The sequence below is a fragment of the Enterococcus sp. LJL51 genome (genome assembly GCF_054871795.1).
In genome coordinates this window covers 21,858-44,925 of record NZ_JBTXLW010000021.1, presented here as the reverse complement: position 1 = coordinate 44,925, position 23,068 = coordinate 21,858, and the positions used below count along the sequence as shown (strand labels likewise).

At 40.2% G+C, this 23,068-nt stretch carries 22 protein-coding genes; 19 read left to right on the top strand and 3 right to left on the bottom strand.

Annotation, left to right across the window (positions count from 1 at the left end; genetic code table 11):
- Positions 1-26 precede the first annotated feature (26 nt).
- The 4 genes from mutL (at position 27) to msrB (ending at position 3,882) form a co-directional block, all read left to right on the top strand.
- Positions 27-2,117, top strand: a complete 2,091-nt coding sequence (gene mutL, locus ACYSNQ_RS15900; protein ID WP_426084568.1) for a DNA mismatch repair endonuclease MutL — start codon at positions 27-29, stop codon at positions 2,115-2,117.
- 22 nt (positions 2,118-2,139) lie between these two features.
- Positions 2,140-2,703, top strand: a complete 564-nt coding sequence (locus tag ACYSNQ_RS15895; RefSeq protein WP_426084567.1) for a Maf family protein — start codon at positions 2,140-2,142, stop codon at positions 2,701-2,703.
- A 12-nt stretch (positions 2,704-2,715) separates the two neighbouring features.
- Positions 2,716-3,207: an acyl-CoA thioesterase gene (locus ACYSNQ_RS15890; RefSeq protein ID WP_426084566.1), complete on the top strand. Its 492-nt coding sequence runs from the start codon at positions 2,716-2,718 to the stop codon at positions 3,205-3,207.
- A gap of 240 nt (positions 3,208-3,447) precedes the next feature.
- Entirely contained in the window at positions 3,448-3,882 is a 435-nt protein-coding gene (gene msrB, locus ACYSNQ_RS15885; protein WP_426084565.1) for a peptide-methionine (R)-S-oxide reductase MsrB, read from the top strand.
- A 98-nt stretch (positions 3,883-3,980) separates the two neighbouring features.
- Here the strand turns inward: msrB and ACYSNQ_RS15880 are convergent, their stop codons facing one another.
- Genes ACYSNQ_RS15880 through ACYSNQ_RS15870 form a run of 3 tightly spaced genes read right to left on the bottom strand, consistent with a single transcriptional unit; the run spans position 3,981 to position 7,946 of the window.
- The gene (locus ACYSNQ_RS15880; RefSeq protein WP_426084564.1) at positions 3,981-5,537 is read right to left on the bottom strand and encodes a response regulator transcription factor; all 1,557 of its coding nucleotides are present in this window, start codon (positions 5,535-5,537) and stop codon (positions 3,981-3,983) included.
- Positions 5,530-6,972: a sensor histidine kinase gene (locus ACYSNQ_RS15875; protein ID WP_426084563.1), complete on the bottom strand. Its 1,443-nt coding sequence runs from the start codon at positions 6,970-6,972 to the stop codon at positions 5,530-5,532. The genes ACYSNQ_RS15880 and ACYSNQ_RS15875 overlap by 8 nt, the downstream gene beginning before the upstream one ends.
- An 11-nt stretch (positions 6,973-6,983) precedes the next feature.
- The gene (locus tag ACYSNQ_RS15870; protein WP_426084562.1) at positions 6,984-7,946 is read right to left on the bottom strand and encodes an ABC transporter substrate-binding protein; all 963 of its coding nucleotides are present in this window, start codon (positions 7,944-7,946) and stop codon (positions 6,984-6,986) included.
- A 248-nt stretch (positions 7,947-8,194) separates the two neighbouring features.
- Here ACYSNQ_RS15870 and chvE point away from each other — a divergent pair, with 248 nt between their 5' ends.
- The 15 genes from chvE (at position 8,195) to ACYSNQ_RS15795 (ending at position 22,980) form a co-directional block, all read left to right on the top strand.
- Entirely contained in the window at positions 8,195-9,289 is a 1,095-nt protein-coding gene (gene chvE / locus ACYSNQ_RS15865) for a multiple monosaccharide ABC transporter substrate-binding protein (RefSeq protein WP_426084561.1), read from the top strand.
- 116 nt (positions 9,290-9,405) lie between these two features.
- On the top strand, positions 9,406-10,938 hold the full coding sequence (gene mmsA / locus ACYSNQ_RS15860) for a multiple monosaccharide ABC transporter ATP-binding protein (protein WP_426084560.1): 1,533 nt from the start codon (positions 9,406-9,408) through the stop codon (positions 10,936-10,938).
- Between the two features lies 1 nt (position 10,939).
- Positions 10,940-12,142, top strand: coding sequence for a multiple monosaccharide ABC transporter permease (gene mmsB, locus ACYSNQ_RS15855; protein ID WP_426084559.1), 1,203 nt, complete (start codon positions 10,940-10,942; stop codon positions 12,140-12,142).
- A 15-nt stretch (positions 12,143-12,157) separates the two neighbouring features.
- Entirely contained in the window at positions 12,158-12,493 is a 336-nt protein-coding gene (locus tag ACYSNQ_RS15850; RefSeq protein WP_426084558.1) for a PTS sugar transporter subunit IIB, read from the top strand.
- A 436-nt stretch (positions 12,494-12,929) separates the two neighbouring features.
- Positions 12,930-13,229 carry a TIGR04197 family type VII secretion effector gene (locus ACYSNQ_RS15845; protein WP_426084557.1) on the top strand — a complete coding sequence of 100 codons (300 nt, stop codon included), beginning with the start codon at positions 12,930-12,932 and terminating at the stop codon, positions 13,227-13,229.
- Entirely contained in the window at positions 13,226-13,585 is a 360-nt protein-coding gene (locus tag ACYSNQ_RS15840) for a DUF3958 family protein (RefSeq protein ID WP_426084556.1), read from the top strand. The genes ACYSNQ_RS15845 and ACYSNQ_RS15840 overlap by 4 nt, the downstream gene beginning before the upstream one ends.
- Positions 13,575-15,230 carry a CdiA family toxin C-terminal domain-containing protein gene (locus tag ACYSNQ_RS15835; protein ID WP_426084555.1) on the top strand — a complete coding sequence of 552 codons (1,656 nt, stop codon included), beginning with the start codon at positions 13,575-13,577 and terminating at the stop codon, positions 15,228-15,230. Before ACYSNQ_RS15840 ends, ACYSNQ_RS15835 begins: the two co-directional genes overlap by 11 nt.
- A 29-nt stretch (positions 15,231-15,259) precedes the next feature.
- Entirely contained in the window at positions 15,260-15,694 is a 435-nt protein-coding gene (cdiI, locus tag ACYSNQ_RS15830; protein ID WP_426084554.1) for a ribonuclease toxin immunity protein CdiI, read from the top strand.
- 268 nt (positions 15,695-15,962) lie between these two features.
- Complete coding sequence (locus ACYSNQ_RS15825; protein ID WP_426084553.1) at positions 15,963-17,648, top strand: peptide ABC transporter substrate-binding protein; 1,686 nt, start codon at positions 15,963-15,965, stop codon at positions 17,646-17,648.
- 222 nt (positions 17,649-17,870) lie between these two features.
- A complete protein-coding gene (ruvA, locus tag ACYSNQ_RS15820) occupies positions 17,871-18,473 on the top strand; it encodes a Holliday junction branch migration protein RuvA (protein ID WP_426084552.1) in 603 nt (200 codons plus the stop codon).
- 12 nt (positions 18,474-18,485) lie between these two features.
- Positions 18,486-19,496 (top strand): Holliday junction branch migration DNA helicase RuvB, encoded by a 1,011-nt coding sequence (gene ruvB / locus ACYSNQ_RS15815; protein ID WP_426084588.1) that lies wholly within the window; start codon positions 18,486-18,488, stop codon positions 19,494-19,496.
- A 218-nt stretch (positions 19,497-19,714) separates the two neighbouring features.
- A complete protein-coding gene (locus tag ACYSNQ_RS15810) occupies positions 19,715-20,617 on the top strand; it encodes a helix-turn-helix domain-containing protein (protein WP_426084551.1) in 903 nt (300 codons plus the stop codon).
- Between the two features lie 200 nt (positions 20,618-20,817).
- The gene (locus ACYSNQ_RS15805) at positions 20,818-21,024 is read left to right on the top strand and encodes a hypothetical protein (RefSeq protein ID WP_426084550.1); all 207 of its coding nucleotides are present in this window, start codon (positions 20,818-20,820) and stop codon (positions 21,022-21,024) included.
- Positions 21,025-21,358: 334 nt separating this feature from the next.
- Positions 21,359-21,937: a TetR/AcrR family transcriptional regulator gene (locus tag ACYSNQ_RS15800; protein WP_426084549.1), complete on the top strand. Its 579-nt coding sequence runs from the start codon at positions 21,359-21,361 to the stop codon at positions 21,935-21,937.
- A gap of 266 nt (positions 21,938-22,203) precedes the next feature.
- Positions 22,204-22,980, top strand: a complete 777-nt coding sequence (locus ACYSNQ_RS15795; protein ID WP_426084548.1) for a MurR/RpiR family transcriptional regulator — start codon at positions 22,204-22,206, stop codon at positions 22,978-22,980.
- The last annotated feature ends 88 nt before the right edge of the window (positions 22,981-23,068 follow it).

The window sequence follows — 23,068 nt, the reverse complement described above, 5'->3', positions numbered from 1 at the left end:
CTCCATAAAAGAGAGGAGTCCAAGCCATGGGAAAGATTAAAGAATTATCAGAGCAGCTTGCCAACCAGATTGCTGCCGGGGAAGTAGTTGAGCGCCCGGCTTCAGTTGTGAAGGAACTTATTGAAAATGCAATAGATGCGGGAAGTACACAGATTGATATCTTTATTGAAGAAGCCGGGTTGAAAAAAATTCAAGTGATTGATAATGGCGACGGCATCGCTCAGGATGATGTTTTGAATGCCTTCAAACGGCATGCGACAAGTAAGATTCATACGCGTGATGATTTATTCCGGATAAGAAGTCTTGGCTTCCGCGGCGAGGCTCTGCCCAGTATCGCTTCAGTATCTGAAATGACGATTGAAACAGCCGTAGCTGACCAGTCTGAAGGCAGTTTTGCCCGATTAACTGGTGGTAAAGTAGCGGAAAATAAACCAGGAGCTCTACGTAAAGGAACAAAAATTACCGTAGAAAATCTCTTTTTCAATACACCGGCCCGTTTGAAGTATGTAAAAACCATTCAGACTGAGTTGGCAACCATTGGCGATATTGTCAATCGGCTGGCCTTGAGTCATCCGGCTATAGCTTTTCGGCTGGTACACGATGGCAATAAGATGATGAGCACCGCCGGCACTGGAGATTTAAAACAGACGATTGCCGGAATTTACGGGATAAGTACAGCGAAAAAGATGCTGGAAATTCGTGGACAGGATTTAGATTTCGAGCTTTACGGTTTTGTTTCACTGCCGGAAGTAACTAGAGCCAGTAGAAATTATCTTTCGACGATTATCAACGGCCGATATATCAAAAATTTTATGTTAAATAAAGCAGTTATTAATGGCTATGGCTCTAAGCTGATGGTAGGCCGTTTTCCAATTGCCGTTTTGGAAATCACTATGGATCCGCTATTAGTGGATGTGAATGTTCATCCGACAAAACAGGAAGTACGTTTGAGTAAAGAAAAAGAGCTGATGACGCTTATTAGTCAGGCGATTGAAGAAGCGTTAAGCCAGGAACAGCTGATTCCAAATGCCGCTGCAAATCTTAAATTCAAGACAAAAGTCGAGAATCAAAAAAAGGTTGAACAGCTGGAAATTCCTTTGACTGAAGACCAGTCAGGTGAAATGAGGCAGACGGAGGAAGTGCGTAAACCAGGCAGCCTCAGCTTTGATTCGACAAGCGGCCGTTTCTTTGTAGAGGACAAAAAACAGCAGAATGAACGTGAACAGGAAGCTGAAGAACCAGCGCAACAGCTGAGTAATACAGCGGAGCCGGTAATGACGGGTACTATTAATGAAGACCTTTCAAATAATTATAAGACCAAACCGACATTCGTAAAAGGCTCTGTCGAAAGCATGGCTGAGTATCAGGTGCAGCAGGATACTCCTGAAGAAGTAGAGCAGTCGGTCGAGACTGTTGTCGAGGAAGAGCTTCAACGGGAACACCCGGATTTTGATGTTTCGAACAAAGACCAAATAAAAGAATTAAACCGAACGGTTGATCGGCTGGAGCAGGAACGAAAGACCGAGCGCTTTCCGGAATTGGAATATTTTGGACAAATGCACGGTACGTATCTTTTTGCGCAAAGCAAGAATGGCTTGTATATCGTTGATCAGCATGCAGCGCAGGAGCGGATTAAGTATGAATATTTCCGTGAAAAGATTGGTGAAGTAAGCAGTGATTTGCAGGAACTGCTGGTACCGATTGTTCTGGACTATCCGAACAGCGATGCAATAAAGATCAATGAACAGAAAGAAAAGCTGGAAAGTGTGGGCATCTATCTGGAAGGCTTCGGTCAAAACAGCTTTATTATTAGAGCACATCCAACCTGGTATCCATCTGGGGAAGAAGAAGCGATTATTCGGGAAATGATTGACATGCTTTTAATCACCGGTCAGGTCAGTGTGAAGAAATTTAGAGAAGCGACAGCGATTATGATGAGCTGTAAACGTTCGATTAAAGCAAATCATTACCTGAATGAGCAGCAGGCTCGGATATTATTGGCTGATTTAGCTACTTGCGCGAATCCGTTTAATTGTCCTCATGGACGTCCGGTGCTGATTCACTTTACAAATTCTGATATGGAAAAAATGTTTAAACGTATTCAAGATCCCCACTAAAGAAAATGAAAGAGGCAGGAAAATGAAAGTTATTTTAGCTTCACAATCGCCACGAAGACAGCAGCTGCTAAAGCGTCTGCTTCCAAACTTTGAAGTCGAAGCGGCTGCCATCAATGAAGCAGTGCCGCCAAATATGCTGCCGGAGAACTATGTTCAAAAGATGGCGATGGATAAAGCTCAGTGTATTTTTAAAAAGCATCCAGAAGCTAAAGTGATTGGCTGTGATACGATTGTGGCAGTAGAGAATGAAATTATTGGTAAACCAACGTCACGTGAGCACGCTTTCGAAATCTTAAAAAAGTTGAGTGGTCAAACCCATCAGGTATACACAGCAGTTGTTGTGATGGAAGAGGGCAAAACCGTTTCAATGCTTGTTCCAGCAGATGTAACCTTTTATCAGTTAACAGATGAAGAGATTAATCAGTATCTGGACAGCGGAGAATACATGGATAAAGCCGGAGCCTATGGCATACAGGAGCAGGGTGCTCTTTTTGTGAAGGAAATAAAAGGCGATTACTATACCATTATGGGCTTACCGATTGCCAGCTTATCCCGGCTGTTGGCTGGCGATTATGAACAATTATAGAGGTGAAAGAAAATGAAGTGCTCTGAAACAAGGTCTGTACAGACTCATATTATTACCTTTCCATACTTGAATTATCATAAAACATTATTCGGCGGACAGCTGATGGCATGGCTGGATGAAACAGCCGGTATCTCTGCAATGCGTTTGTCCAGAGAACCTATTGTCACAGCTTCAGTAGATCATTTAGATTTTTTGGCGCCCTTGAAGGCTGGTCATTCCGCTTGTATCGAAGCTTTTGTTTCAGGAACCGGTAAGCGTTCGATGGAGGTCTTTGCGAAAGTAATCGGTGAAGATTTAGGTACGGGAGAGCGGTATTTAGCTGGAACGAGCTTTATGACTTTTGTAGTACCAAAGGGCAACGAGCTGCCGAAGATTGAACCGGTAACAAAAGAGGAGCAGTTTATTTGCAGCGGCTATGAAGGTCGTAAAGAGAATCGGCAGGAAAAACGTTCAGAAAGTCTTTCACTTGCTGCACATGTTGATCTGGACATGCCTTGGAAATAGTTTGACGTTTTTGAAGCAGCCGTGGCAGTAAAAAAAGGTAAGAGAACTACAGAGTAAAAACAAAGATTCAAATATTCAAATATAAGGGGGAGTGGGAAGTGATTATTATCCTACTCCTTTTTAAAATGAAAAAACAGCTGCGATAGGAATATCAGCAGTTAAATAAGGTATAAGACGTCTTACTTCTGGTTTTTTTAAAGGAATGATACTATAAAAGAAATAAAGAAGGAGTGATTCGTTATGAAACCGTCAGAAAAAGAACTGAAAGAAAAATTAACGGATATGCAGTTTGCTGTCACTCAGGAGAATGCAACGGAACGTCCGTTCACAGGAGAGTATGATGATTTTTATCAGGACGGCATCTATGTTGATGTGGTGAGCGGCGAGCCATTGTTCAGTTCAAAGGATAAATATGATGCTGGCTGCGGCTGGCCGGCATTTACTCAGCCTATCCAAAAGCAGGACGTACAGGAAAAAGCCGATTTTTCTCACGGCATGCATCGAGTTGAGGTTCGAAGCAAAGAGGCTGACTCCCATCTGGGACATGTCTTTACAGATGGTCCGGCGGATCAAGGCGGGTTGAGATACTGTATCAATTCTGCAGCATTGAAATTTATTCCGGTAGCTGAACTGGAAAAAACAGGATATGGAGACTATCGAAAGCTGTTCGAATAAGACTGAGGAAACAATGACAGCTTACTCAAAAGTGAACCATAACTTGACAAAAAACCATTGAAAAGCACTGTTGCTTTCCAATGGTTTTTTATTGTAGCCTAATGGTTTTGGCGGTACTCCTTTGGCGAAATACCTTTCTTTTTCTTAAACAGAAAACTAAAGTAATTAGGGTCATTATAGCCAATTTCGAAGGCAATTTCAGATAGTTTCTGGTTCGTTTCTTTTAATAAGTTCTTAGCAAGACTAATTCGTTTATCGGTTAAATACTCAATAAAGGTTTTCCCTAAAGATTGCGAGAAGATGGTACTAAAATGAGCGGGGCTCAACGACAACTCGTCAGCAACCATGTTCAAAGAAATATCAGGGTCGGTATAATTCTCATTGATAAAGTTTATCGCATGTGTAATCACGCTGTGGTATTTTGACATGGACGGATGAATTTTAACTTCAATTAAGTAAGTAATCATTTTTCTAAGCAAGTCTTCATATTGCGCACTGTTGGAGGAAACATCAATCAAATTGGTCAGAGACTCTTGAAAGGGAAAATCTTCCGCAGCTGACTTCTGCTTCTTTTTCACCAAACCATTCAGCTCAGTCAGGATAAAGAATCGAATCATTCGTGTTCGTTCGTAATTTCCTTGTTCTTGTGCGAGCTTTTGAACCAAGCTTTCCACATTTGTTTCTGTCAACAGGAAAATTTCCTTGGCCAGATCCATTTTAAACGGATGGGTAGGAGATAATTCGCCTTCCTTCATATCGTCTTCATAGCTAATGATTTTTTCTGTTCGAAAATAACCATAGGTTCCCAGCATTTCCCGAGCTTTTTCAAAGGCTGTAGGAATTTCACTTAGTCGTTCCACAACCGGACCAATAGCTACTGCAATGTCATCCTGAGAATTCTGTTCCAGCTCGTGAATAAGGGTATGAGCTACCTGATAGCTTTTCTCCAGTACATCCTCTTTTTGGGAGTCAAATACCAGAAATTTGATAAAGCGTGAAGAAACACTGGAAAACAAAAGGTTTTCGTCTTCTTTAAATAGAAATTTCAAATATTCACTGAAATGAGTATAGTCTTCAAAAGCACTGTTAAACTGATTTGTTGCAAGAAGCACCGTGAACTTTTTACCAATAATCGATCGCTGAAAGCTCTCGGCCTCTTTAATGGCAGTAGAAATTGCCAGCTCTCCTTTGAATAAGCCGTTGAGAAAATGGTTTTTTTTGATTTCCGTAATCAGGACATCTGAGTCAGATGCTGTTGTCGGTACCTGCTTTTGCTGTTCCAGAAGGCGAACGACTTTGGCAATCGTGTGTTCTAACTCTTTATTTTTTATTGGCTTCAGCAAATACTCATCTGCTTGCACCTGAATGGCGCCTTTGGCATATTCAAAATCATCAAAGCCGCTAATAAAGATAATTCTTGTCCAAGGGAGCAGCTTGCGGGCTTCCTTGGCAAAGGTTAGTCCGTCCATGAATGGCATTTTGATATCTGTCAAAATGATATCCGGCTGTAAATCCAAAATGGAAGCCAGTGCCATTTCCCCATCTCCTGCTTCACCAATAAAGGTAATTGGATAATGCTCGCTAAAACTCAACACCTGCTTTCGCAAGCTATCCCGAATTAAATGCTCGTCTTCTACAATAAACACCTTATACATTTTCCTGCCCCTCCTGCTGTTTAGGAACAGTCACAGTCACGATTGTTCCTTGTCGGTAGCGACTCTCAACGGTAATGCCGGCTTGTCTGCCATAATAAAGCAGCAGCCGCTTATTCACATTATACAATCCGTAACCCGTACTAAAATCAGAATCAATGCCCTTTGCCAGCTCCTCTTGAATTTCAAGCAGCCGTTCTGATGTGATACCCAGACCATTGTCGGTTACAGTAAAAATCAGGCTGTCTTCTGTTTCCTGTGCGGCGACCTGAATTAATCCCGCTCTACGGATGAACTTAATACCATGATAAACAGCATTTTCAATCAAAGGCTGCAAAATCATTTTTAAAATCTTGTATTCCTGCAGCTGATCGGGTACATCGATTTCAAAGTTAAGCATCTCACCGTAGCGGATTTTTAAAATTACTAGATAATCCTTGATATGCCTGATTTCTGTTGCCACACTAATCCAGTCCTTGCCTTTACTTAGGGATATCCGGAAAAAATCAGATAAAGCAAAGGTCATTTCCTTGGCTTCTTCATAGCGTTCCTGTTCAATCAGTGAGACGATTGCATCCAAGCTGTTATAAACAAAATGAGGGGTGATTTGAGCCTGTAGTACTCGAACTTCACTTTGGGCAAGATGATATTGCTTAAGAGCATTTTCCTCGAGTAGTTGTGTTAAGTCATCCGCCATCTTATTTAAGCTCTCTGTTAAGGTAGAGAATTCTGGTGTTTCAGGAAGTGCCAACCGGTAGCCCAGATGTCCTTTGGCCAGCTCGTTAGACATAGTGATGAGGTTGTTTAAAGGCTCTTGGACTCGTTCATTTAGAAAGCGGCGGTTTTTGCTGACAAAATAAATGATTCCGACAAGAATGAGCAGCTCGATTAGACTGAGAAAAACCAATGATTGGATTAGCTCGGTGTTTTTCTGACTCGCCAGATTAATCTCAATGCGGACAAATTCCTGTAGAATATCTGAAAGCAGCTGCGTGATAGATTCCACCTGAACCATAACCTCTTTGTTTTTTTCATAGGAGTTTTCCTTGGTCAGGTTATTAAGGATGTCTTCCTGATAGTTCTCCAGTGTATCAATTATTCTTAAACTAACCTCGAGAATACTGCGTTCGCCTTTGGTGCTGGTATTCTCCTGAATGTGGTAGATATCTTTGCGGAGCTCGTCAACGATGCTGTTTTTCTTATAATCATTTAGCTGAATTTGACCTGTCACCACATCCCACATCTCCTCTAAGACAGTGTCGTCGACCTTGGCGGCAATTTCATTCGCCTCCTGAATGTTAGTGACCGTGTTCTGATAAATGAAAATCTGTCTGGAATAAAGGATTACACTAACGAGTAGCGGAATGACTGCTAGTGCAAACATTAGCTTATTCGCCTGGGAAAATATTTGCTGGATGCTGAGAACCTTCTTCTTCATAAGCTGCTCCTTCAATAATTTCTAGTGGGAATCGTATCCAGATTGGATTCAGAAAAAACGGTTTCCGGCATATAAATTTCATGAGCTAGTTCATGACCAGAAAAGTAACGTTCAATGGCGTTAGCCACAAACCAGCCGGCATTCGGGTTGCATTCAACGACACAGTTGACATCGCCGGCCCGCAGCTTGCGAATCATATCCTCCTGCGCGTCAATCGTTACAATAATGATATCTTTACCTGGAACAACATCTGTTTTTGCCAAAGCCTCCAACGCACCATGGGTCATTTCATCGTTGTGGCTATAAAGGACATCAATTGAAGAAATATCATGTTCTTCAATATACTGCTCCATCTGTTCCTTTCCCTTCATTCGAATGTAGTCTCCAGATAAAGTATCCACAATCTTCATCCGTGAATCACGGGAAATGGTTTCTTGAAAACCTTCTGTTCGTAAAGTTGTCGGAGAAGTTTCCGGTAATCCGGATAGCTCAAGGATGTTAATCTCTTCTTTCTGACTGTCCGCAAAATGATTGGTGACATATAAGCCACCCCGATTTCCCTCAGCTTTAAAGCTTGGACCGATATGCGTGATATATAGGCTTTGGTCAGAAACGCTAATGTGACGGTCAACGACAATTACAGGGATGTCCGCCTGTTTAGCTTCCGTTAATATAAGCTCCCAGCCATCTTCCTGTAATGGGGTAAATACAATTAAATCTACTTTGTAGGCAATAAAAGTTCGAATATCCTGAATCTGCCGCTCTTGACTCATGTAGCCGTTGCGGTATAAAACCTGATTGTTTTTTTCAAGTTCGGTTTTGATGGAATCAGTATGTTTTTTGCGCCATTTGCTTTCCGTTCCTGATTGAGAAAAGCCGATTACCAGATTTTTTTCTTCCTCTATATCAGCAGCTGCTGTGCAGGAAGTTAAAAGAAACAGTAACGGAAAAATAAATAATACTATTTTCTTCATCGTTTTCACTCTTTCTATCAAGACATTCTTTGTTATCTCTATTCTACCAAAATATGATGACTAACAGGGGTTGCAGAACAGTAAACGAAAAAAAATCAAGAGAATCAAAAAAATTCCCAGAAAAAGACATTTGTGCAAAAAAGAACAAAAAGAATTTCTAGAAAACATGAAAAACATTTAATGTAAGCGGTATCTAAAACAGCTATACTTCGGAGTGTAAAGCAATTATAAAATTTGGAGGGATCAAGATGAAATCAGCTTTTAAGAAAGCAATGGCATTTGCTGCATTATTATTGGCAGGAAGCTTCGTGCTTACCGCCTGCAGCGGTTCGGCTTCCGGAGGCAGTGGAGATAAGGGGTACGTGGGGATTGCCATGCCGACAAAATCAGCAGAGCGCTGGATTGCGGACGGCAACAACATGGTGAAGGAATTAGAAAAGCTAGGATATAAAACAGATTTACAGTATGGGGAAGACAAGGTAGAAAACCAGGTCGCTCAAATTGAAAATATGATTACCAAAGGAATTGATACTCTGGTGATTGCCTCAATTGATGGCTCAGCATTGACGGATGTACTAGAAAAAGCAAGTAAAGAAGGCATCAAGGTAATTGCCTATGACCGACTGTTGATGAATTCAGAGCACGTTGATTATTATGCAACCTTTGATAACTTTGGTGTTGGGGTACTGCAGGCTTCTTATATTGAAGATAAGCTAGGTCTGAAGGATGGTGAAGGTCCTTACAATATTGAGCTGTTCGGCGGTTCTCCAGATGACAACAATGCCTTAATTAATTTTAATGGGGTAATGTCAGTTTTTCAGCCTTATCTAGACAGCGGTCAGCTAAAGGTACCTTCTGGTCAAACGAGCTTTAATCAAATTGCAACACTGCGTTGGGATGGTTCTACTGCACAAGCCCGGATGGATAATCTACTGAGTGCAAACTATACAGATAAAACATTAGACGCGGTGCTTTCTCCATATGATCCAATCAGTTTAGGGATTATTTCTTCTCTGAAAGGGGTCGGTTACGGATCTTCTGATAAACCACTGCCAACAATCACTGGGCAAGATGCAACAATTGCCGGGGTAAAATCGATTATTACCGGCGAACAAACACAAACAATCTTTAAAGACACACGTATTTTAGCTAAAAATACGATTGAAATGATTGAAGCAATCAATAACGACAAAGAAGTGCCTGTAAACGATACAGAAACTTATGACAATGGTGTGAAGGTCGTTCCTACCTATCTGGCAAATCCGGTATCTGTTGATAAAGACAATTATAAAGTTGAGCTGATTGATACAGATTACTATACAGAGGCAGATCTGAAAGAATAGACAGGAGGCAGGAATCGAATCAGCTTCGATTCCTGCTTGTCTTTTCAAAAGCTGTGCTGTAGAAGACAGCCGGCAGACCGGTAAAAATCAAAAAACTGAAAGAGAGGATGGACGGTATGTCAGATTATATTCTGGAAATGAAGAATATTGTTAAAGAATTTTCCGGGGTAAGAGCCTTAGATAATGTAAACCTGAAAATCGAGCGGGGTGAAATCCATGCATTATGCGGTGAAAACGGAGCGGGTAAATCGACGCTAATGAATGTTTTAAGCGGATTATATCCTTATGGCAGTTATGACGGCGAGATTATCTATGATGGAGAAACGTGCAAATTTAAAGATTTGCGGGATAGTGAAAATAAAGGAATTGTTATTATTCATCAGGAATTAGCTCTAAGTCCCTATTTATCTATTAAGGAGAATATATTTTTAGGCAATGAACAAGCAAAGCACGGCATTATTGATTGGGATATAACAGAGAAAAAAACAGATAATTTATTGAAAACAGTAGGATTGAAAATTAATCCTAATATATTGGTTTCCCAGATTGGCGTAGGACATCAGCAGCTGGTGGAAATCGCTAAAGCATTTTCAAAATCTGTTCGGCTGTTGATTCTTGATGAGCCGACTGCAGCCCTAAATGAAGAAGAGAGTGCTAATTTGTTAGAACTTATCAAAGAATTTAAGGGTCAGGGAATTACCTCTATCATCATTTCCCACAAGCTGAATGAAATCGTAAATGTCGCCGATCGAATTACGATTCTGCGTGATGGTCAGACGATTGAAACACTGGAAAATGAAGCGATCACTGAAGAACGGATTATTCGAGGGATGGTTGGACGTGATTTAACGAACCGCTACCCAGATCGTCATCCGAATATTGGCGACGTGTACTTTGAGGTGAAAAACTGGATGGTTCATCATCCTATTGACGGCAGCCGAATTATGAATAATAACATCAATGTTTCTATCCGTCGGGGAGAAATTGTTGGTATTGCCGGCTTGATGGGAGCAGGTCGGACCGAGTTTGCCATGAGTGTTTTTGGTCATTCCTACGGCAGCAATATTAGTGGAACAGCATATAAGGATGGCAAGGAGATATCTGTGAAGGATGTTCCAGCTGCCATTCAGAATGGACTGGCTTATGTATCAGAAGACCGTAAGGCATTGGGACTGAATCTGTTGATGGATATCTGCGAAAATACAACCATTGCTAGTCTTGGGAAAATCAGCCGCAGCGGCGTCATTGATAAAGAAAAAGAAGTATTGGCTGCGGAGGAGTATCGTAAAAAAATGCGGACTAAAACCAGCTCGGTATTTCAAAATGTCGGCAGCTTAAGCGGTGGGAACCAGCAAAAGGTTGTACTGGCAAAATGGCTGATGACTGAGCCGGATATTCTCTTTTTAGACGAGCCGACCAGAGGAATCGACGTGGGTGCTAAATACGAGATTTATACAATTATTGAAGAGATGGCAGCTTCTGGTAAAAGTATCTGCATTATCTCTTCAGAGCTTCCTGAAATTTTAGGAATGTGTGACCGTATCTATACCATGAATGAAGGTCGGATTACCGGTGAGGTAATGAGAGAAGAAGCCAATCAGGAAGTGTTGATGAACTTAATGACCATGGAAGAAGAGGGTGTGAGTTAACATGGAAAACACAGATAAATTAGAAAAAGAAAAAAAGCAGCTCAATTTAAAAGATAAAGCAATGGATATTTTCAGCCGCTACAGTATGGTAATCATTTTAGTAGCGCTGCTGATTGCCTTTCAAATCATGACCGGCGGTATCTTCTGGCGGCCGCTGAATATTACCAATCTGGTATTGCAGAATAGTCATATTTTAATTCTTTCTGCCGGAATGCTGCTAGTTGTACTGTTAGGACATGTTGATTTATCGGTAGGCTCAGTGATGGCCTTCGTGGGAGCAATTGCCGGAATGCTAATGGTTAATAATGGCATGAGCCCCTGGCTGGCAGTTCCGCTTTGTATTGGCATTGGAGCGCTGATTGGTGCTTGGCAGGGCTTTTGGGTCGCATATGTTGGTATTCCTGCTTTCATTGTAACTCTGGCTGGTTTGCTGATGTTCCGAGGATTGACACAGGTTGTTTTAGGCGGACAGTCTCTAGCTCCGTTTCCGTCAGCCTTTCAAAAAATTTCCACTGGATACCTGCCGGATGTAGCAGGAGGAGATCATCTGCATATCCTTTCCATGATTATTGGTCTGATTATTGCTGCAGCACTGATTATCGGCCAGTGGCGGACACGTGAACGACGCAAAAAAAATCTTTTTGAAGTAGAATCAATGAATGCATTTATTATCAAGGCGTTATTTACAGGTATTCTCGTAGTCGGTGTAACCTTTATCTTTGCAGCTTATCAAGGCTATCCAATTATCTTGATTATTTTAGGAATCATCGTTGCAGTTTATGGCTTCTTAACGAATAAAACAGTAGCCGGCCGGCAAATTTATGCTACTGGCGGTAATAAAAAAGCTGCCGAATTATCCGGAATTAAAACAAAGAAAATTACTTTCTGGGTTTTCGTCAATATGAGTGCAATGGCTGCCTTAGCCGGTTTGGTATTGGCTGCTCGTCTGAATGCAGCAACGCCGCAGGCTGGTACATCAATGGAGCTGGACGCGATGGCTGCAGTATACTTTGGCGGAGCTTCAACCTCTGGAGGGATTGGAACCATTATGGGTGCCATCGTCGGTGGTTTAGTTATGGGAGTGCTGAACAACGGGATGTCTATCCTTGGTATTGGTGTTGACTGGCAGCAGGCGATTAAAGGCTTGATTTTGCTACTGGCGGTTGTTCTGGATATCTACAATAAAAAGAAAAAAATATCTTAAAAGGAGCTGGAAGTAATGAGCAACGACGAGCAAAAAACACTTTTGTTGATCTGTACGGCTGGAATTACTACTGGGCTTCTAGTTAGAAATGTTCAGCAGGCAGCAGATGAGAAAAATATTAATGTCCATGTCTATTCGGCTCCAGCGATTATTGCTGAACAGATTATCCAAACGCAGTCAGTTGATGCTTTGTTGATTGGTCCCCAATCAAAGTATGAAGTGAATCGTCTGAAGGATTTTCTAAACTATAAAGCAGTACCTTACAAGCTGATTTCAAAGGAAGACTATGAAACCTTAGATGGCGAAGCGGTCTTAAAAGAAAGCTTGGTGCTGCTAAAGGAAGAAATCTAACTTTCCGTTGTTAGTAACGTTTGGCAAGAGCATTTCTGGCAAATCCCCCCCAATGATACCTGAGCAGCAATGCTTTGTTCAGGATAGCCAGTTTTAATAGAGAAGTCTGTTTTCGATAATGAAAATAGGCTTCTTTTTTTGAGGTTAAATATTTTGAATTGTTATATGGGGTGTTGTTAATAGATTGGATTTTCACAAGAGCTTCTCTTATTTGCTTTTGCAGTAAAGGCATTGTTTATCTGGATGTATAACTTGAATTGAATATAAATGTATATATTTATTAGATTTAAACAACTTAATGAATAGTTATATTATCAAAAACTTCGTTATTTAATTAAATTTATGATAATTTGTCAGATTTCTTTTGTGCTCGCTTACTTAAACTATAGGCTGTATTTTTTAGTCAAAAAGAGGGGATATCAAGGAGGAAATACAAATGACACAGGTTCATAATAACCCTAGATTAGCCAATCAATTGGCAACGAATATTGCCCGCTCACTGGATGGTTTGGAGAGCGTACAGGCGGTCATTTCAGATACCCAAACAACAGTGGCTGGAAATACGAAGGCCCAAGAAGCGCTACACTCTGCAAGAAATGCAACAAATCTAATCATTGGAGCAGTGGGTCAGGCATCGGTTGCACTTCAAACCGTTGCTGTAGAATTTGAAGCGGCAGACCGTGCTTTGAGGGAAGGGCTTGCTCAAATCCCTCAAGGAAATGGAGGACAGTCATGAATCAAGAACTGGCAGCGTTGGTTGAACAGGAAAAGGTGTTAACAACAGTGCAGGAGGAGTTGACGTTATACCAAAAAAAGCTGGAGCAGCTGAGTGACGCTCATGAGGCGCACTTCGCTACTACCAATCGCTTGTTGGAAGAAATCAAGGATGAATCTGTCGAGAATGATTTCTTTAATACAATTGACGAGGTCCATTATGATATCCAAAAAGATCAGCGACAGCTGACAGATAGTTTTGAGGAAGAGCGAGAGGAGCTAAATAGAAAGAACAGTCAGCTTAGGGAAGAAGGCGATACACTGTTTTATGCACGCAAGCGACTTCTTGTAAACGAGGAGGTAGCCGATGAGTATTGACATGTTTGTCGGAGCTTCCCAAAGTCAAGGTAGTAGCGCCTTTTCTGCTAGTAAGCGGGAACAGCAGAGCTATGCACAGGTAATTCAGGCATTGCAGGAGTTTGTGAAGGATCAGGAGCTGAGATCTGAGGCGTATGATTCAGCAAAGATGCTGTATGGGGCAGTGCTGGTGCCGCTGGTTCAGGCGGGTGTACTTCTGTCGGAAGCCGTTGGTACAGCCTGTCAGCAGTTTCCAGTGGATTATCAGGTAAAAGTAGACAGCGGGGATTTGAAATCAGCCGCACTACAGGAAAAAATCGACCAGCTGGCACAGCAGATTCAGGAAGCGCAGGCGCTACGTTATGGAATTGAGCGGTTAGAGATTCCAGATACACTGAAAAGCAGTCAATTAATGAGGAACGCTCTGATGATGGAACGCTATCACGTGGCAAAGAGTCTTTTGGAAGAAAAGCTGGAAAAGCTAATGGACTTCCATCGAGAATCCCCTGAGATATTTTCAGAAATCAGTCAGCTGGAGCAGTTGGTAATTCAAGGAGCAGACCAAGCCAATGGTTCATGGAATGCCGCTACAGGCGTCTTTGATTTACCTAGTATGAATCAGCTGAGTTGGACAGCTGTTATTCAAGACAAATGGCTGGCACGAGACAAGCGCCTTAGAGGAATTGATGATGCCCTTGTGAATGAGTTGGAGGACTACACGGTATATGCCATGGTATGTTTAGACGGTAACGGCAATCCTAAGGTTTTCTGGAAGCTGGAACAAGATGGCCGAGGTGTGGTGAACAAACGTCTGACAGATTATCTGAAAAGGGCAGGGAACTACTTGGAAGATGGCAAGGTGACATTTATCAGCTTTGATTTCTGGGCAGCCAAGATTGATGAAGGCCTGAGAAACGGGTATGATTATACTACAGGGAAAGACTACAACACATTTATCTCCGGAATTGGTAAAACCTCAATGGCGGCCTATGATTTTTATCAATGGCTGAATGAAAGCGAATTAGCCGCAGCCTTGTCCACATTGGGCTTTGCCTATGGTTCCTATAAACTGCTTACAGCAAGCGGCACAAAGACAGTAGAAAACCCACTGCCGACCACGGTGACAGGAACGAAGCATGGAATAACCTATTCGTTGAATCGAGCGAATAGTCTGGGGAATTACGGGTATACCAAACCAGCCCCAGTTATTCCTGGTAACTGGTTAAATCATCTATCTGTTGCAGAAGGATTTGCCAAAAGAGGTGGTGTGAAAGGTGCTCATACTGAAGCAGCATTTAATCAATACTTTAAAGATCAAGGTCTTAGCTATAAAGAGGTGGGAAGCACTCCACATCCAACAATAGATGGAATTAGAGATATGCGTTATCAAATTCAACAAAAAGATCATCGAGGTATTCCTATTGAAGGACAGTTTAATATTTCTCAGTATAAAAAAACACTAATTGATGAAGCAAAGATATCAAAAGGTACTGTTAATAACTGGGCTAATGAAGCAATAAATAATGGAGTGTTTGAAGTTAGAAAAGATAATAAAAACTTATACTTTAAAGGGATTGCTAAAAATGGACTGAAGTTTGAGGGATGGAAAAACCCTGATACTGGGGATATCGATAGCTTATACCCAGTATCGAAATGGAAAGACTAAAAGTTTAGTAAAACAAAGGGGCTTATAAAATGTCTATAGAAAATATAAATGATAAGGAAGCTTTTGAAGCTACCTATGGAGCATACGAGGATTCATTATACCCAATGATTATGAGTCTAAATTACTACACAGATTCAGAACTTGTAGAAAATTTAAAAAATATAATAGCAGGTTGTGGCTTAAGTGGAGGTAATATTGGATTTTTTTTTCCACGAAGCTTTGATCCATGGGATGAAGATTACTTTGAAAAAGGTGTAATGTTTCAATGGGGAGGATTAGGTGTCATAGTCAGCGACGCAACCTTTTACCGTTATCTCAGCCGTGGTGTAAAAGCATATGTAGAGTTGTATCCCAGGCATAAAACTGAAATCTTGGAATTATTGGAAGAAATCAGAGAAAAATATGCGGTCGGTCATGAGGATGAGCCGGATCATGTGATTCAAACGTTGATATTTGATGATTAGTGATAAAGCAGATTGAAAGTTAAAAACCCGAATAAGAGTAGAAGGTTTAATAATTTAATTAATGGGTGAGTGTAGGAGTAGTTCATTGCCTATCCTCACTTCTTTTTTATAAAAATCTACCTATTAGACTAAAATAAATCGTCGATATTGCGTATTTTTAATAGAATCGGTAGAAAAGGATTGCGCTCGTTCAGAATTTTTAGTATTATATGAATATTCTAAAAATTAAAAAATGAAAAGAATAATATGATGTATTGGAGAGAATTGGATGAAAAAGCATAATATGAAGAAATTTACGAGTATCATTCTTTTATCAGCAGTAACATTGGCTGCATGCGGAACCACTGGGGGGAGTTCTGATTCTACAGATACAAGCGGAGGCAGCTCAAGCTCTGGATCAGCTTCTGGAGAACAGGTATTTAATCAGGTTGTTCAACAAGAAATGCCTAGTGCTGACTTATCACTGGCAACAGATACAATCAGCTTTTCAGCATTGAATAATGTTTATGAAGGCTTGTATCGTTTAGATGAAAATAGTAAACCGCAGCCAGCCGGTGCGGCTGAAATGGCTGAAATCAGTGATGATAATTTGACGTATACAATCAAACTGAATGAGGATGCAAAGTGGTCAAATGGCGACCCTGTTGTAGCTGCTGACTATGTTTATGGCTGGCAAAGAACAGTAGATCCTAAGACAGCAGCAGAGTATGCGTATCTGTTTGAATTAGTTAAAAATGGTGCGGCAGTCAATGCCGGCGAGAAAGATGTTGAAGAGCTGGGTGTTAAAGCAGTTAGTGATTATGAACTGGAAATTACTTTAGAAAAACCAACGCCTTACTTTGATTACCTGCTGGCGTTTCCGTCCTTCTTCCCGCAAAATCAAAAAGTTGTTGAAAAAAATGGTAAAGACTATGCTACATCAAGTGACATGTCGGTTTATAATGGTCCATTTACATTAACTGACTTTGACGGTCCGGGAACAGACACTAAATGGTCTTATACGAAAAATGAAGAATACTGGGATAAAGATACAGTTAAGCTTGAAAAAATCAACGTGGATGTGGTAAAAGAAGCACCGACTTCATTGAACTTGTTCCAGGATGGTCAAGCGGACGATGTAATCCTAAATGGCGAGCTTGCACAGCAAATGGCAAGTGACCCAGAATTTATCAGTCAAAAAGATGGACGTACAGTTTATATGGAATTAAATCAGCGTGAAGCAGATTCTCCGTACCACAATGAAAACCTGCGTAAAGCAATTTCTTATGCTATTGACCGTGAAGCGCTAGTTAATCAGATTCTAGGCGATGGTTCAGTCGTATCACAAGGGTTAGTTCCAGGGGAGCTGTCATTCTCACCAACTGATAATAAAGATTTTGCAGAAGAAAACGAAAATGTATTGACCCATAATGAAGAAAAAGCAAAAGAATATTGGGAAAAAGCGAAAAAAGAATTAGGGATTGAAACCTTTGAAATGGATATTGTCCATGACGATACCGATTCAACGAAAAAGCTGACAGAATATATCCAAGGTGTGCTGAATGATACGCTGGACGGTATAAAAGTAACCGTAACGCCTGTACCTTTCTCTGTTCGTTTGGATAGAGGGAACAGCGGGAATTTCGAAGCAATCATGGGCGGCTGGGGCGCAGACTATGCGGATCCAAGCAGCTTCCTAGACTTGTTTGTTACAGGCAATGCTTACAACAGAGGTCGTTACTCAAATAAAGAGTATGACAAGCTGATTGAGTCTTCGAATGTTACACATGCAGCAGATCCTGAAGCACGTTGGGAAGATATGCTGAAAGCTGAAAAACTACTGATGGATGATATGGGTGTGATTCCAATCTATCAAAAATCAGAAGCGCATATGAGAAAGGCCAAAGTAAAAGGCGTTGTTGCTCATGCGGCAGGTGCACAATACGACTTCAAGTGGACATACATTGAAGAATAAATAAAAGCTGACTGAAGCAGAGGCCGGGAGTAGTTATTCCGGTCTCTGTTTTTTTTTAGAGTTTATATTGTTGTAGAAGAACCGTTCAGCAAAGCTGGAAGCAGTGCTCGGAACGGCTCGAAAAGCAAACGTATTTTCCCCTTTTTAAATAGGATGACTATAGATTTTTGCTGCTTTGTGATAAACTAAAGACGGCACAAACTACTTAGAAAAGGTGAAAACATGTACGAATATATCATCGGCAACATTACATATATCAGTCCGTATTACATCGTTTTAGAGACAAATGGAATCGGTTATCAGGTGTCTGTGGGTAATCCCTACAGGTATTCAGGGAAAACAGAGACAAAGGTTTATCTACATCAGGTTATTCGGGAAGATGCTCATAGCTTGTACGGTTTTGCAGATTTAGAAGAAAAGCAGCTGTTTTTAAAACTGATTAGTGTTTCAGGAATTGGACCTAAAAGTGCGCTGGCTATCATGGCATCGGAAGATCACGGCGGGTTAATCCATGCTATTGAAGCAGAAGATGCGGCATATCTGACGAAATTCCCCGGCGTGGGCAAGAAAACTGCGCAGCAGATGGTTCTTGATTTGAAGGGCAAGCTGGGAGAGTTGGAACGCTCTGAAGCTGCTGCGGAAGCAATGGCTAAGTCTACAGTGAAAACCGGCACCAAGGAGCTGACAGAAGCTCTAGAGGCGCTTAGTGCACTTGGCTATAGTGAAAAGGAAATCAAAAAGGTCACACCTCAGTTGGAAGCTCTTGAAGCTTCTCAAACAGATGTTTATCTAAGAAGTGCACTGAAACTAATGATGAAACGATAAAGGAGGAGCAGAATAGTGAGTGAAGAGCGGATTCTTTCAGGAGAAAGCAATGATGGAGAAGAATCGTTGGAAATCTCTCTGCGTCCTAAATTTTTAAAGCAGTATATTGGGCAGCATAAAGTAAAGCAGGAATTAAGTATTTATATAGAAGCTGCCAGAAAACGGCAGGAATCTTTGGACCATACACTATTATATGGTCCGCCAGGATTAGGGAAAACGACAATGGCGATGGTTATTGCCAATGAGATGGCTGTAAATATCCGAACCACTAGTGGTCCGGCCATTGAGCGTCCCGGTGATTTGGTTGCTATTTTGAATGAACTAGAGCCTGGCGATGTTTTATTTATTGATGAAATTCATCGTCTGCCGCGAGTAGTAGAGGAAATGCTGTATTCAGCGATGGAAGATTTTTTTGTAGATATCATGGTTGGTCAGGGAACAACGGCTCATCCAGTTCATTTTCCGCTGCCGCCATTTACGCTAATTGGTGCAACAACTCGAGCTGGACAGCTCTCTGCACCGCTGAGAGACCGATTTGGAATTGTCTCGCATATGGAATATTATGCAGATGATGATTTACAGGAAATTGTTCTTCGTTCTTCGGATATTTTTCAAACTGAAATTGTCACAGAAGGCGCGTTTGAAATTGCACGGCGTTCACGGGGAACACCGCGGATTGCCAACCGTCTGCTTAAAAGAGTCAGGGACTTTGCTCAGGTTCAATCAGATGGTGTGATTAACAAAAATATTGCAGATCAGGCGTTGACTCTGCTTCAAGTGGACCATCAGGGGCTGGACTATGTAGATCAGAAGCTGCTGCGGACATTAATTGAACTGTACGGCGGCGGTCCTGTAGGGCTAAGCACCCTTTCTGTGAATATCGGGGAGGAGACAGAAACCGTTGAAGATATGTATGAACCCTATCTAATCCAAAAAGGGTTTATTAAGCGTACCCCGCGCGGTAGAATCGCTACGCCATTAGCATATGAACATTTTGATTATCCATATTTTTCCCAAGAATAGAAAAATGATATAAAAAGCAAACAATATAATGTAATTATATTTATGATATAATAAGTTGCTTGAATTTCTTAAAATGCTGTAAGTATAGAGGAATAATCCGATGATGATTCCGTAAGTTTTGCATAGGAAAACGCTAACAAATATAGCGAAATGCAGGTATTCAGTTGCTTGTTGCTTGTGACTAACTATACAATATAAGTGACTGGGGGGAGAAAGTCATGGATATAAAAATTGAGTTAGGAAAGAAAATTCGACTGCTCAGAGAAAAAAATGGTTTGACCAGGGAAGCTTTTTGCGATGATGAAGTAGAATTGACCGTGCGGCAGCTGACAAGAATCGAAGCCGGACAGTCATTACCGACATTACCTAAGCTAACCTTTATTTCTCAGCGCCTGGCTGTCCCAATCCATCATTTGATAGATGAAAAACATATTGAGCTCCCAAAGAGATATTTACAGTTAAAATACAGTTTACATAAACTTTCAACTTATAAGGAAAAAGAAAGAATCGCCAAGAAAGAAAAATATTTTGATGAAATTTATGAAAATTATTATGATAATCTGCCAGAAGAAGAGCAATTAGCAATAGATGTTCAACAAGCTTCAATGGATGTTCATTTAGCAGAAAATGCCGATTTTGGTGAAGAAATATTGAATGATTATTTTTCACAAATTTTGAATAAAAAAGAGTATTCAATCAATGACTTACTAACGATAGATTTATATTTTCATTGTATCTTTTATAAAAATTACAAAGAAGATATTTTTATAGATTTAGTTGATAGAGTTATTGAGCAAGTAGACTATTCTGTTGATATTGAGTTATTTCTACTTAATAAATTACTATTAACAGCTGTTAATGTATTTATCAAATATGGAAATTATGATAAATTGATAGATATTGTAAGAGTTTCTAATGTCATTATGCAGACAAATCAAGATTTTCAGAAAAAACCAATAATGGATATGATAGAAGGGAAATACTGGTTATTTTCTCAAAAAGATACTGAGCAAGCATACCAAAAATATATGGATGGGGCACAATGTGCCAGATTATTCGGTGATACAATACTAAGCGAAAAAATTGTCCAAGAATGGGAAACCGATTTAAAAATGAATTAAATACTTCTTATACGAGATTAGGATATTTTTTCCTAATCTTTTTTAGTAGGACATTAATGTCCTGTTGGATTTTTTTTGAATTGCTTATACTAACCTTGTGATTGATATAAATCAAGATAAAACAGGGGGAAATAAGGAATGCTATACTATTTAAGATTTGCTTTATGCGCTTATTGGTTTGGAGATTAAGGGGGATAAGTTTGAGCAAAGTAGGTTATTCTATAGAAACCAAGCAAGTAACTGTTCAAAATCTTGTCATCTCTAATGAAGAAGAGCATGAGAAATTATTAAAAGTTATGTTAGATGACGAATTATTTAAGATTATTCTTTTAAAGCAGTGGGAGAAAAAAATCCTGGCTTTGAATAATCATATGATTGGTAAGGTAGAAATATCGGAAATCAAGTAGGTATCCAATGTATTTCTTTCTTTTATACATAGGAGAGGGATGGTATCACTGTAGTTGGATGCCCCTTTTCTTATCGATAAATAATTGGGTTAGTTATTTATCGATAAGAAAAGGGTTAGGGCAATATGCAAATTGTTCTTAATTGGGTCTGGTTAAATAATAGGGAAAGAAAGACACTGACAGCTAAGGTGTCTTTTTTTCTGTGCATTTTTAGTAAAGAGGCTTAACGGCGGACTGCTGGTTAGCTGAAAGGCAGTTTGTCATTTCAAAAATATTTGATACAATAGATGCACAAATGACGAAAGTACAATGAGAGAAAGTAGGGAGGAAAGCTATGAGTGAATCGCAGAAAACCAAAAAAGTAATTGCTCAAGCGCTGATAGACTTATGCGGCTCAGAGGCATTCAATAAAATAAGCGTTCAAGATATTACCCATGCAGCTGGGTTGAATAGGCAGACATTTTATTACCACTTTTCTGATAAATATGCTCTGCTACGCTGGATTTATCAGGAGAATGCATTTCTCTATCTAGATACAAGGGATGTTAATATCGATAATTGGGAAGAACAGGCGTTAAAGATGCTGAAAGCTATTCAGGAAAAAAGAGATTTTTACTACAATACAGCGAACGCTTATCCGGATATTATTCGGACTGATTTTGCGGAGGTTACAAAAAAGCTGTTTCTTAATCTATTTGAACAGATGGATGCTGAGCATGAACTGCTGGATGAGGATAAGCGGTTTTATGCCCGTTTTCTATCCTATGGCTGCAGCGGTGTCCTATTTACTTGGATTATGGAAGGTTATCAGGAAACACCATTAACAATTGCAACTCAGCTCTTTCGTTTAGCAAAGGATATTGAATTCTTCTCTTATCGGTTGTATCAGCAAGATTCTGACGATTTTATGTAGCCGAATTATAAAGACTACTATAGATATAAGGCATACTCTTCCGAAATCTAAAAAAGTATCCAATACCACTTTTTACAGCTTTTATCTAGCTTGGATTTAGTAATTAGAACCATTGGACAGTTGAAGCGAATTAACTCTTGACAGTGCCGATAGAAGCACGGTAAGGTGAAGACAAGAGAGTACAAGGGGATAGTGAGGATTGACGGTTTTATTGGAAGTAAAGCATCGACCTTTCTGTTAATACATATTGAAGAAGGTGCAGACAGATGTTTAATATGATTATTATATTGCTGGCAACATTGAACAGTGAACCAGTTGGAACAAATGATTATCGGATTTCCCGGTTTATTTTGAGCAATTTAAGGAGTATTCAAACATACAATATTTCTCAACTGGCTCAGGCATGCTTTGTATCAAATTCCAGTATTTCCCGTTTTTGCCGGAAAATAGGGTTTCGAGATTTCAATGAACTGAAGCAGCAGTTTTTTCAATGGACAGATATTGGAGAAAAAAAGTTTGCTTATGAAGGTCGCTTAACGACAGCCTTAAAGGATACTTATATAGACAGCATTATAGAGAACCTCCTGCTTTTGAAGAAGAGTGTTAGAAACGAAGAGCTGCAGCAGCTGGCAAAGGATATTCTAACCTATCCTAAAGTAGCGGCATTCGGCTCCCTTCATTCTCAAAGTGTGGTATTAAATCTGCAGACGGATTTATTAACAAGCGGTATTGTTATGGATACTCGAACTCGTTTTCAGGAACAGCTGGAATATATTGAAAATGCTGGAGAAGACACGTTAATTCTCTTGTTTTCTCGTGGCGGCAGCCATCTTAAACGCTTTTTAGTACATGATCTGCAGCTGAGCCGAAATAGCAAACCGAAGCTTGTGATGATAACAGCTAGTGAAAATATTCGAAGCAATAAATACATTGATCAGTTTATTTATTATGAAGAAAAAGAAGGGTTCACAGCGTATCCTTATGCCTTTGAAGTGATAACGGGAATTTTGGCGCTGGAGGTTTTTGCCAGAAAAAATGAATAGATAAAAAGGATAGAACATTATGCGCGGTAAGGCACATAGTGTTCTATCTTTTTTGCTTGTTTAACTACCAGTAAAGTGAATTTTTTCT